The organism is Hyphomicrobiales bacterium, assembly GCA_030688605.1.
In the GTDB taxonomy this organism is placed as follows: domain Bacteria; phylum Pseudomonadota; class Alphaproteobacteria; order Rhizobiales; family NORP267; genus JAUYJB01.
Genome location: JAUYJB010000104.1, coordinates 46,357 through 57,310, shown reverse-complemented (window position 1 = coordinate 57,310; position 10,954 = coordinate 46,357). Strand labels below are relative to the sequence as shown.

Sequence of the window (10,954 nt, the reverse complement as noted above, 5' to 3'; positions counted from 1 at the left end):
AACCCGGTGGGCCGATTTGGCCCACCGAAGGCTAAGGTTCTTTTGCGCCGTGGCGGTGTTGCGGCTGTTGGCCGATGCGACCCGCATCGCCCGGCGAGCCGCGCCTGGCCACGGCGCAAAATCATCCCGGTCAAATGGTTCCCTATAACCATGAACCGCTCTAGAGGCAACGCTCAAGACCGCCGCTTTGCCGGCGCCAATAACAAGAAGGATCGGACATGGACCAGCCAACAGGCTTCGCCCGCGATCGGTTGCGCGCCATCGTCGAGCGCATCGAGCGGCTGGAAGAGGAAAAGGCGGCGCTCGCCGGCGACATCCGCGAGGTCTACGCCGAGGCCAAGTCGCACGGCTTCGACACAAGGACGCTGCGCCGCATCGTCCGCCTGCGCAAGCAGGACGCCGCCGAGCGCCAGGAGCAGGAAGCCCTGCTCGACGTCTATATGAACGCCCTGGGAATGATGCCGCAGGTTTAGAGCATGTTCCGCAAAAGTGGGGACCGGTTTTGCGAAAAGAACATGCTCAACCAAAAAGATAGGACCGAAATCCGATTCGGATCAGGTGGATTTCGGTCTGGAGCCTTTTCGCCTCAGCGCGATGCGGTGACCAGCGGCGGCCCCAGATCTGCAACCTTGAGCGGCGCGACGGCAGGGCCGACAAAGGCTTCCGCATGAGGCGCCTGCGCGGGCCCGCGGGTAAAGTTGATTGAAAGGCTTTGCGCCGGCGCGCGCATCAGGCCTGCAAGATGAATCTGGTCGGGCGCGGTGAAGCTGGCGAAGGCCTCGCCGTGCACCCGCCAGTCGGCGACCAGCGGAGCGACCGCCGGCGGCTCATAGCTGAGGTCGCCGGCCCAGACGCCGATCGCATCGCGCTGAAACACCGTGCGCCCCTCGCTCGGCGCCGCCGCCTCGGGTCCGAGCGAGGCCAGCATCATCGGTCGTTGGGCGAGCTTGTCCTCGGGCGGCACGGGCTGCGGCAGCGACGCCGTCATCAGCGGTTCGTCCGCGCCGCCGCCGGCTAGCTCGATCTGCGGCCGCGGCGTCGGCAACGGCGCGGATGTTCCCTCCGGCAGGGTCAAGCCGGCGATAACCACCTGTTGCGGCTTTTCGGGTTCCGCGGCCGGCTCATCGCGCGCCAGGAAACCGAACAGCGAGAATGGGAGGCCGCCGTCCGGGCTCGAAGCCGCAAGGTTCGGATCGGGCACCGGTGTGGAGGCGTCGGCGCGGGCCACCACGATCGGGCGCTTGGTCGGCGTCCGCGGCGAATCCGCGGCGTTCGCCCGCGCGATCTGCACGTCCTGGGTCTTGACCTTGCGCGCCAGCGGCTTTCCGTCGGCGGGGATGTGCAGCGTATTGCCGTCGGGGAACAGGCGCGCCAGCTCTTGGCGCGGCATGCGCGGCCAGTAGCGCACCCGGCCGGTGTCGATGTGCACGAATGGCCGGCCGGAGGTCGGGTAATAGCCGACGCCGCCCTTCTGGTGAATCAGCGCCGCCTCGCGCAGCCGCTTGAGCGGCACATCGGGGAAATAGACGTCCATCGCCTTGCCGAGTATGTGCTGGCTGTGCTTGGCCACGCCGCTTGAGCGCCGCCTCAGCTTGCCGTTGGTGGCCGGCGAGCGGTAGCCGGAGACGATGCCGATCGGCTGCTTCGAGCCGAGCTCCTCATGGATCGTGTAGACCAGGTCGACCAGCTCCGGATCCATGCGGATCGACTCGTCGCGCCGCCAGTCGCGCAGCATGTGGTTGATCTGCGTCATGGCGTCGGGGAGGTAGCGGCCGTCCTTCTTGTAGGTGACGGTAAGCCGCTCCTTGGTGTGCATGTTGTAGAAGGTGATGGTGCGGTCCGCGTCCGGCGTCGCCGGGGTGCTCACGGACACGGTCAGCGCGGCTACCAAAATGAAAGCGGCAGTGGGACCGGCCTTGCTGCCCCCCCGGCGCAATCGCCCGCGCACAAACGCCCTTAGCGATGATTCCCTCAAACCTGACCCCACCCGCGGTAGCCCACAACCGCCGCTTAAACGGTTTGGCCCGCGTCAATCTACTCCCGCCGCCATTGTTCTTGGTCTTGGTTAAGGAGCCCTTAGAACCTTACCGATATTTCCCGGCAAGCGCCATGGCGGCGGTACACGTACACAAGACTTATCCGCTCATGACGGCAAACAATGGCAATATTAGGGAAGGCTTTTTCGGAGCGTTTGGCACCGACGGGTCGGCCCCGGTACCATCTCGGCGCCGTGGCGGCGCCGAAATCGCGCCCGTAAACGTTTTGGCGCGGCCTGAGCTTGCCGGTCTCGTCCGGCCTGGCGGCAAAAAAAGGTCAGATGCGCCGGGACCTTATGCCGCAACGGGTAGCTGCGGTTCTTTCCGGCGGCGGTCTCCTCGGCCGAACGCCTACGCGGGATGTTCCAGCCCGTGCTCGCGGAGCTTGCGGTAGAGCGTCGAGCGACCGATCTTCAGCCGCCGGGCGACCTCCGACATATGGCCGTTATAATGATCGAGCGCGAAGCGGATGACGTCGGCCTCGATTTCCTGCAGCGTCCGGACCTGGCCGTCCTCGTCGAGCGTGCGGACAGCGTCGGCGAAGAGGGCGTCAACACCCACTGGCATGGCCGCTCTTGCAGCTTCCAGGATCGCCGAACCGGGCATCGGCGCGAAAGCCCGCTCTGGCGCCGCCGCGACCGGCTCGCCGAGCTGAACCGCGATCTGCGGGAATTCGTTCAGGGTGAGCTGCGGGCCCGTGGCCAGCACCACCGCCCGGAACACCGCATTTTCGAGCTGACGCACATTTCCCGGCCAGTCGAAGCGCTGCAGCATCACCAGGGCATCGGGGTCGATGCCGTCGATTTGCTTGCCTTCTTCGGCCGCACAGCGGGTGATGAACAGCTTTACCAGCCCCGGCACGTCGACGCGCCGCGCGCGCAAAGGCGGCACGAAGATCGGGAACACGTTGAGGCGATAGTAAAGATCCTCGCGGAATTTCCCCTCGCGCACCAGCTCCAGCATGTTGCGGTTGGTCGCCGAGATGATCCGGATGTCGACCTTGATCGCCTTCTTGCCGCCGACCGGGTCGACCTCGCCTTCCTGGATGGCGCGTAGCAGCTTGACCTGCGTGTCGAGCGGCAGGTCGCTCACCTCGTCCAGGAACAAGGTGCCCCCGTTCGCCTCGACGAACTTGCCAACATGCCTGTCGGTGGCGCCCGTGAACGAGCCCCTCTCGTGACCGAACAGCACGCTTTCCACCAGGTTCTGCGGGATGGCCCCGCAATTGACGGTGACGAACGGCTTGCCGCGGCGCGGGCTCGAGCCCTGGATGGCGCGGGCGACGATCTCCTTGCCGACGCCGGATTCGCCCTCGATGATGATCGGAATGTTGGAGGAGGCGGCGCGCCGGCCGAGCTCGATCACGCGCAGCATCTCCGGGCTCCTGGTGACGATGTCCTTGAAGGTGAAGGTGCCTTCCATGCGCCGGCGGATGCGCCCGATCTCGCCCTCCAGCGCATTGACCTTGAGCGCGCTCTTGATCGAGACGCTGAGCCGCTCGGCGCTCACCGGCTTGACGACGAAGTCGACGGCGCCAGCGCGCATCGCCGAGACCGCCGTGTCGATGCCGCCATGGGCCGTCTGCACGATCACCGGTGCGCGGATCTGGTCACGGCGCATCCGCTCCAGGACCCCCATGCCGTCGAGGTCGGGCATCACCAGGTCGAGCACGACGAGCGCGATGTCGCCCCCGCGCGGGCCGGTCAGCGCCGCGATCGCCTGATCGCCGCCCTCGGCGATGCGCGCCTCGTAGCCCAACCGCTTGATCAGCTCCTCGAGGATGCGCCTCTGGACCGGATCATCGTCGACGATCAAGATGCACTGGCTCATGTCCGGCTCGTTCGTTGCCGCTACCTGTCGAAGGCAGCGCGCTTTCCGCGGTTGCGTTGTTCCAATTTGGATCACGAGACTGGCCGGCATCGGTAAAGGACGGCTTAACCGCCGTCCCGCCCGGACGCCATTCGGTAAGCAAATTGTTAACGGCCGTCCGGTTGAAGCGCGCGGGCCCGGCGCAATATATAATGGCCTTGCCGTGCGACGGGCCTTGCGGCGCGGAGCCGGCGCCGATGCGGAGCTTTTTCAACAAGGGCGGAAGATGAAGCAGCAACCCATATCCCTGGACACGGCCGACCCCGCCGCGAAGGCGGAGCCGCAACCGGGTGCGCTGCCCGAATGGGACCTCTGCGACCTCTATGAGGGGCCGGACTCAGCCGTGCTCGCCGCCGATCTTGCCCGCGCCGAGAAAGACTGCGTGGATTTCGAGGCCCGCTATAAGGGCAAGCTCAAACGGCTGGCCCGCGGCAAGAACGCCGGTGAAAAGCTGGCGGAAGCCGTCATCGCCTTCGAGGCGCTCGAGGACCTGATCGGGCGCATCATGTCCTACGCGTCGCTCTTGCATGCCGGCGACACCAGCGATCCGCTACGCTCCAAGTTCTTCGGCGACGTGCAGGAGAAGATGACGGCGGCAAGCTCGCATCTCCTGTTCTTCACGCTCGAGATCAACCGCATCGACGACGCCGTGCTCGATGCCGCCGCCAAGACGCCGGCGCTCGCCCGCTACCGGCCGTGGCTCGACGATGTGCGCAAGGAGCGCCCTTACCAGCTCGAGGAGCGGGTCGAGCAGCTTTTCCACGAAAAGTCGGTGACCGGGCGCGGCGCCTGGAACCGGCTGTTCGACCAGACCATGGCGGCTCTGCGCTTCGATTGCGACGGCGAGATGCTCGCCATCGAGCCGACCCTGAAGCGCCTCCTCGACGAGGATGAGGGTGTGCGGCGCACTGCGGCCGAAGCGCTTGCCCGGACATTCAAGGAAAATCTGCGGCTGTTCACGCTGATCACCAACACGCTCGCCAAGGACAAGGCGATCTCCGACCGCTGGCGCGCCTTCAAGGACGTGGCCGCCTCGCGGCATCTTGCCAACCGCGTCGAGGCCGAGGTGGTCGAGGCGCTGGAGAGCGCGGTGGTTGCCGCCTATCCGCGCCTGTCGCACCGCTATTACGCGCTCAAGGCCCGCTGGCTCGGCAAGGCGAGGCTCGCCCATTGGGACCGCAACGCGCCCCTGCCCGAGCAGGTCGCCCGCACCATCCCCTGGGGCGAGGCGCGCCATACGGTGCTTTCCGCCTATCGCCGCTTTTCGCCCGAGATGGCCGATATCGCCGCGCGCTTCTTCGAGCGCTGCTGGATCGATGCGCCGGTGCGTCCCGGCAAGTCGCCCGGCGCCTTCTCGCACCCCACCGTGCCCAGCGCCCACCCCTATGTGCTGCTCAACTATCAGGGCAAGCCGCGCGACGTAATGACGCTCGCCCACGAGCTCGGCCACGGCGTCCACCAGGTGCTGGCGGCCCCGCTCGGCGCGCTGCTCGCGCCGACGCCGCTGACGCTGGCCGAAACGGCCAGCGTGTTCGGCGAGATGCTGACCTTCCGTTCGCTGCTGGACGCGGCCGAGGACGCAGGCGAGCGCAAGGCGCTGCTCGCCCAGAAGATCGAGGACATGATCAACACGGTGGTGCGGCAGATCGCCTTCTACCGCTTCGAGCGGCGTCTGCACACCGAGCGCGCCGAGGGCGAGCTGACGGCCGCGCGCATCGGCGAGGTCTGGCTTAAGATCCAGGGCGAAAGCCTGGGACCCGCGGTCGAACTTAAGGACGGCTACGAGACCTTCTGGAGCTACATTCCGCATTTCATCCACGCCCCCTTCTACGTTTACGCCTATGCCTTCGGCGATTGCCTGGTGAACTCGCTTTACGCGGTCTATGAGCGCTCCGAGCGCGGCTTTGAGGCCCGCTATCTCGACATGCTGCGCGCCGGCGGCAGCAAGCATCACTCAGAGCTGCTTGAGCCCTTCGGCCTCAACGCCGCCGACCCCGGCTTCTGGCAGATGGGCCTTTCGGTCATCGAGCGGATGATCGGCGAGCTGGAGGCGCTCGACGTCGAATAGGCACCTTGGGCCGCCACGGGGCGCGGCATCGTCGGCGACAATCTCGCCAAGGGTTGATGGCCTGCGGTGCTGGCTTTTGCGGTTCGGCACCTTATCTGTTGGGGTGCGATGACCTCTACTCCGCCCACCGACCGCGAGAAGAACCGCTTTTCCGCCCGCGCCCGGCGCTATGCCCGCGTCGGCACCGGCATGAGCGGCGTTGCCGCGCGCTATGCCGGGCAACGCTTTTTCGGCTTTGATTCCGACCGCTCGCAGAACGCCGCGGCGCTTGCCGCGGCCCTCGGCGGTCTCAAGGGTCCGCTGATGAAGGTGGCGCAGATGCTGGCCACAATCCCCGAGGTGCTGCCGGCCGAATATGCCGCCGAGCTGAGAAAGCTGCAGAGCCAGGCGCCGGCCATGGGCTGGCCCTTCGTCAAGCGCCGCATGGCCGCCGAGCTCGGCCCCGGCTGGGAAGAGAAGTTTGCCGAGTTCGGACACCAGGCCGCCGCCTCCGCCTCCCTCGGCCAGGTGCACAAGGCGCTCGCCGAGGACGGCACGGCTCTCGCCTGCAAGCTGCAATATCCGGACATGGATTCCGCGGTTGCCGCCGATCTTGCCCAGCTCGACCTGATCTTCGCCATTCACCGGCGCATGGACCCGGCCATCGACACCCGCCACATCGCGGTGGAGATCGGTGCCCGGCTGCGCGAGGAGCTCGACTATGTGCGCGAGGCCAAGCATATGCGCCTCTATGCGGAGATGCTCGACGCGGTGCCCGAGGTGCGGGTGCCCGCGGTCTATGGCGCGCTGTCGACGCGCCGGCTCTTGACCATGGAGTGGCTGGAGGGGCGCTCGATCCTCGACTATATCGACGCCGATCTTGCCTCCCGCAACCGGGTGGCGACCGCCATGTACCGCGCCTGGTGGCACCCGTTTGGCCATTACGGCGTCATCCACGGCGACCCGCATCTCGGCAACTACACGGTGTTCGAGGAAGGCGGCGGGCCGCAGGGCATCAACCTTCTCGATTACGGCTGCATCCGCATCTTCCCGCCCATCTTCGTTCAGGGCGTCGTCGACCTCTATCACGGGCTGCAGCGCGACAACCGCGCGCTCATCGTCCACGCCTATGAGACCTGGGGCTTCAAGGGGCTGTCCAAGGAGCTCATCGACGCCCTCAACATCTGGGCGCGCTTCATCTACGGGCCGCTCTTGGACGACCGGGTGCGGACCATCGCCGACGGTGTCAAGCCGGGCGAATATGGCCGCCGCGAAGCGTTCCGGGTGCACAAGACCCTCAAGGAGAAGGGGCCGGTGACGGTGCCGCGCGAGTTCGTGTTCATGGACCGGGCCGCGATCGGCCTTGGCGGGGTGCTTCTGCATCTCAAGGCGGAGCTCAATTTCCACCACCTGTTCGAGGCCGAGATCGCGCAATTCGACTTGGCCGCAGTCGAGGCCGCGCAAGCGGCCGCGCTCTCCCGCGCCGAGCTCGAACGGCCCGATTGACGCCCCTTTCCGCCGCGTTTCGACCCTGCCCCCTTTGCGACAAAACTGCGCGTTGCCGCGGCCGGCGCGTCTGTTATAAGGGGCGCGACCGACTTCGGCGGAAGGTGGGGTCGGCCGGTCTCCGGGAGATCGAGGGGAGCACATGGCTGGAGCAAAGTCGACCGACACGAGCATTGCCGAGCACAGGGCGACCTACGCGAACTTTGTCAGGCTGACGATCGCCGCGGTCATCGTTTGCGCCATTACCCTCGTCGCCCTGATGGCAATGACGCTGATCGGCGGCGTCGCCTTCTGGGTCGGCCTCGTCGGGCTCGTCGCCGGGCATGTCGTGGTGGCGGTCACCTTGGCCTCGCGGCTTACCTGGACTCCGAGCCTGCTGGTCCTCGCCGCCATAATCGTTCTGAGCGTCCTAACCCTGTAGAATAACCTGAGGCAATCTCATGAAGCTCGCGGTGCCGGCCGAATCGGCCAAGGATGAACCGCGCGTCGCGGCAACACCGGAAACGGTCAAGAAGCTGACCGCGCTTGGCTTTGAGGTCACGGTGCAGGCCGGGGCCGGCGTTTCCTCGCGCATTCTCGACGAGGCTTTTGCCAATGCCGGCGCCAAGGTGATCAAGACGCCGGCCGCAGCCGTCAAGGACGCCGATATCGTGCTGCGCGTGCGCCGGCCGACGGCCGAAGAGGCGGAAAGCTATAAGAGGGGGGCGCTGGTCATCGGCATCATGGACCCGTTCGCCGGCAGGCAAGCGTTCGATCCCATCGCTAGGGCCGGGCTGGCGGCGATGGCCATGGAGCTGATGCCGCGCATCACCCGCGCCCAGGCCATGGACGTTCTCTCCAGTCAGGCGAACCTGGCCGGCTACCGGGCGGTGATCGACGCCGCGGAAGCCTTCGACCGGGCGCTGCCAATGATGATGACGGCGGCCGGCACCGTTTCGCCGGCCAAGGCGTTCGTCATGGGCGCGGGCGTCGCCGGCTTGCAGGCGATCGCCACCGCACGCCGGCTCGGCGCCGTGGTCAGCGCCACCGATGTGCGGCCGGCCGCCAAGGAGCAGGTCGAATCCCTCGGCGCCAAGTTCATCGCCGTGGAGGATGAGGAGTTCCGCCAGGCGGAGACGGAGGCCGGCTACGCCAAGGAGATGTCCGACGCCTACAAGAAGAAGCAGGCCGAGTTGATCGCTGCGCATATCGCCAAGCAGGACATCGTCATCACCACGGCGCTCGTTCCGGGCCGCCCGGCGCCGGTGCTGATCTCGAAGGAGATGGTCGAATCGATGGCCCCGGGCTCGGTGATTGTCGATCTGGCGGTGGAGCGCGGCGGCAATTGCGCGCTTTCCAGGCCCGGCGAGACCGTCGAGCATCGGGGCGTCACGATCGTCGGCCATCTCAATGTCGCCGGCAGCGTCGCCGCGTCGGCCTCCTACCTTTACGCCCGCAACCTCTTCGCCCTTGTCGAGATCGTGGTCGACCGCGAGAAGGGCGAACTCGCCGTCGACTGGCAGGACGAGATCGTCAAGGCCATCACGCTGACCCGCGACGGCAAGATCGTCCATCCGCTGCTTGGCGCGTCCGGAGGCGGCAAGGCCAAAGGAGATAAAGCATGAGCGAGATCACCGCAGCCGAGGCGCTGGAGCGCGCCCGCGCCGCCGCCCGCGCGGCGCAGGAGGCGGCCCGCGCCGCGGAGACCTATGCCGACACGGCGGCAGCCGCGTTGCAGGCCGGCGGCGAGGCGACGCTCAGCGCCATCGGCGCCGGCGTTTCCGGTATCGACCCGCTGGTGTTCCGCTTCTCGATCTTCGTGCTGGCGATCTTCGTCGGCTATTACGTGGTGTGGAGCGTCACGCCGGCGCTGCACACGCCACTGATGTCGGTGACCAACGCGATCTCCTCGGTGATCGTCGTCGGCGCCCTCCTTGCCGTCGGCGTCGATTTTGCCTCGGCGTCCGCCGCCGGCGATGTCGGCTGGGCGCGGTGGCTCGGCTTTGCGGCCCTGATAATGGCTTCGGTGAACATCTTCGGCGGCTTCCTGGTCACCCAGCGCATGCTCGGCATGTACAAGAAGCGCGAGAGGAGCTAACGCCATGTCGGCCGATCTCGTCGCCCTCCTCTATCTCGTCTCGGCGATCCTGTTCATCCTTGCGCTGCGCGGCCTGTCGCACCCGGACTCATCGCGGCGCGGCAATCTGCTCGGCATGATCGGCATGGCCATCGCCATCGTCACGACGCTCGCCTATGCGGCGCCGTCCGATTTCACCGCCTGGATCTTGATCGTCGTCGGCATTGCCACTGGCGGCGGCATCGGCGCGGTGATCGCCAACCGCATCGCCATGACGGCGATGCCGCAGCTGGTTGCCGCCTTCCATTCGCTGGTCGGCCTCGCCGCGGTGCTGGTGGCGGCCGCGGCCCTCTATGCGCCGCAGGCGTTCGGCATCGGCGAACCCGGCGCGATCCACGGCGTCAGCCTGGTGGAGATGTCGATCGGAGCGGCCATCGGCGCGGTGACCTTTACCGGCTCCGTCGTCGCCTTCACCAAGCTGCAGGGGCTGGTCTCGGGCAACCCGACGGTGTTTTTCGGCCAACATTGGCTCAATCTCGCCCTCGGCATCCTGCTCGTCATCCTGATTGTCTGGTTCACGGCATCGGAAAGCCACAATGCCTTCTGGGCCCTCGCCGTCCTGTCGTTCGTGATCGGCGTCTTCATCATCATCCCGATCGGCGGCGCCGACATGCCGGTGGTCATATCGATGCTCAACTCCTATTCGGGGTGGGCGGCCGCCGGCATCGGCTTCACGCTCGGCAACACGGCGCTGATCATCACCGGCGCGCTCGTCGGCTCCTCCGGTGCGATCCTCTCCTACATCATGTGCAGGGGGATGAACCGCTCCTTCTTCAACGTCATTCTCGGCGGCTTCGGCGGCGAGGTGACGGTGGCCGCCGGCGCGGCCGAGCAGCGCCCGGTCAGGCGCGGCTCCGCGGAGGATGCCGCCTTCATCATGAAGAACTCCGGCAAGGTCATCATCGTGCCGGGCTACGGCATGGCGGTCGCCCAGGCACAGCACGCCGTCCGCGAGATGGCCGACAAGCTCAAGGCCGAGGGCGTCGACGTCAAATACGCGATCCACCCGGTCGCCGGCCGCATGCCGGGGCACATGAACGTGCTCCTGGCCGAGGCGCAGGTGCCCTATGACGAGGTCTTCGAGCTCGAGGACATCAACTCCGAGTTCCCGCAGTGCGACGTCGCCTTCGTCATCGGCGCCAACGACGTCACCAACCCGGCGGCCGAGGAGGACCCGACCTCGCCGATCTACGGCATGCCGGTCCTGCAGGTGTGGAAGGCCGGCACGGTGATGTTCGTCAAGCGCTCGCTGTCGTCGGGCTATGCCGGCATCGACAACACGCTGTTCTACCGCGACAACACCATGATGCTGTTCGGCGACGCCAAGAAGATGACCGAGGAAGTGGTCAAGGCGTTGTGAAGTATTGGCAGTGCTGTCAA

10 protein-coding genes are annotated in these 10,954 nt (G+C 66.7%); 7 read left to right on the top strand and 3 right to left on the bottom strand.

The features are described from left to right. Nucleotides 1-218 precede the first annotated feature (218 nt). Nucleotides 219-473: a DUF2312 domain-containing protein gene (locus tag Q8P46_11485; GenBank protein ID MDP2620777.1), complete on the top strand. Its 255-nt coding sequence runs from the start codon at nt 219-221 to the stop codon at nt 471-473. Nucleotides 474-586: 113 nt separating this feature from the next. Here Q8P46_11485 and Q8P46_11480 read toward each other — a convergent pair whose 3' ends face one another. From Q8P46_11480 to Q8P46_11470, 3 genes are all read right to left on the bottom strand, one after another. Continuing rightward, the gene (locus Q8P46_11480) at nt 587-1,873 is read right to left on the bottom strand and encodes a DUF882 domain-containing protein (GenBank protein MDP2620776.1); all 1,287 of its coding nucleotides are present in this window, start codon (nt 1,871-1,873) and stop codon (nt 587-589) included. Nucleotides 1,874-2,387: 514 nt separating this feature from the next. Further along, a complete protein-coding gene (locus tag Q8P46_11475) occupies nt 2,388-3,866 on the bottom strand; it encodes a sigma-54 dependent transcriptional regulator (GenBank protein MDP2620775.1) in 1,479 nt (492 codons plus the stop codon). Next, nucleotides 3,835-4,143 (bottom strand): hypothetical protein, encoded by a 309-nt coding sequence (locus Q8P46_11470; GenBank protein ID MDP2620774.1) that lies wholly within the window; start codon nt 4,141-4,143, stop codon nt 3,835-3,837. Before Q8P46_11470 ends, Q8P46_11475 begins: the two co-directional genes overlap by 32 nt. On the opposite strand from Q8P46_11470, the gene Q8P46_11465 reads away from it, so the two are divergent. From Q8P46_11465 to Q8P46_11440, 6 genes are all read left to right on the top strand, one after another. Continuing rightward, nucleotides 4,132-5,973, top strand: a complete 1,842-nt coding sequence (locus tag Q8P46_11465; GenBank protein ID MDP2620773.1) for a M3 family oligoendopeptidase — start codon at nt 4,132-4,134, stop codon at nt 5,971-5,973. The two genes, Q8P46_11470 and Q8P46_11465, sit on opposite strands and share 12 nt — an antisense overlap. A gap of 108 nt (nt 5,974-6,081) precedes the next feature. Further along, nucleotides 6,082-7,458 (top strand): AarF/ABC1/UbiB kinase family protein, encoded by a 1,377-nt coding sequence (locus tag Q8P46_11460; protein ID MDP2620772.1) that lies wholly within the window; start codon nt 6,082-6,084, stop codon nt 7,456-7,458. Nucleotides 7,459-7,600: 142 nt separating this feature from the next. Then, on the top strand, nt 7,601-7,879 hold the full coding sequence (locus Q8P46_11455) for an aa3-type cytochrome c oxidase subunit IV (GenBank protein MDP2620771.1): 279 nt from the start codon (nt 7,601-7,603) through the stop codon (nt 7,877-7,879). A 19-nt stretch (nt 7,880-7,898) separates the two neighbouring features. Further along, on the top strand, nt 7,899-9,062 hold the full coding sequence (locus Q8P46_11450; protein MDP2620770.1) for a Re/Si-specific NAD(P)(+) transhydrogenase subunit alpha: 1,164 nt from the start codon (nt 7,899-7,901) through the stop codon (nt 9,060-9,062). Further along, a complete protein-coding gene (locus Q8P46_11445; protein ID MDP2620769.1) occupies nt 9,059-9,535 on the top strand; it encodes a proton-translocating transhydrogenase family protein in 477 nt (158 codons plus the stop codon). Before Q8P46_11450 ends, Q8P46_11445 begins: the two co-directional genes overlap by 4 nt. Nucleotides 9,536-9,539: 4 nt before the next feature. Next, the gene (locus Q8P46_11440; protein MDP2620768.1) at nt 9,540-10,934 is read left to right on the top strand and encodes an NAD(P)(+) transhydrogenase (Re/Si-specific) subunit beta; all 1,395 of its coding nucleotides are present in this window, start codon (nt 9,540-9,542) and stop codon (nt 10,932-10,934) included. Nucleotides 10,935-10,954 lie beyond the last annotated feature (20 nt).

Excerpts from the sequence above, each read along its gene's own strand:
- Q8P46_11485 (MDP2620777.1), top strand. The coding sequence starts at position 219 with ATGGACCAGCCAACAGGCTTCGCCCGCGATCGGTTGCGCGCCATCGTC.
- Q8P46_11475 (MDP2620775.1), bottom strand. The coding sequence starts at position 3,866 with ATGAGCCAGTGCATCTTGATCGTCGACGATGATCCGGTCCAGAGGCGC.
- Q8P46_11465 (MDP2620773.1), top strand. The coding sequence starts at position 4,132 with ATGAAGCAGCAACCCATATCCCTGGACACGGCCGACCCCGCCGCGAAG.
- Q8P46_11460 (MDP2620772.1), top strand. The coding sequence starts at position 6,082 with ATGACCTCTACTCCGCCCACCGACCGCGAGAAGAACCGCTTTTCCGCC.
- Q8P46_11455 (MDP2620771.1), top strand. The coding sequence starts at position 7,601 with ATGGCTGGAGCAAAGTCGACCGACACGAGCATTGCCGAGCACAGGGCG.
- Q8P46_11450 (MDP2620770.1), top strand. The coding sequence starts at position 7,899 with ATGAAGCTCGCGGTGCCGGCCGAATCGGCCAAGGATGAACCGCGCGTC.
- Q8P46_11445 (MDP2620769.1), top strand. The coding sequence starts at position 9,059 with ATGAGCGAGATCACCGCAGCCGAGGCGCTGGAGCGCGCCCGCGCCGCC.
- Q8P46_11440 (MDP2620768.1), top strand. The coding sequence starts at position 9,540 with ATGTCGGCCGATCTCGTCGCCCTCCTCTATCTCGTCTCGGCGATCCTG.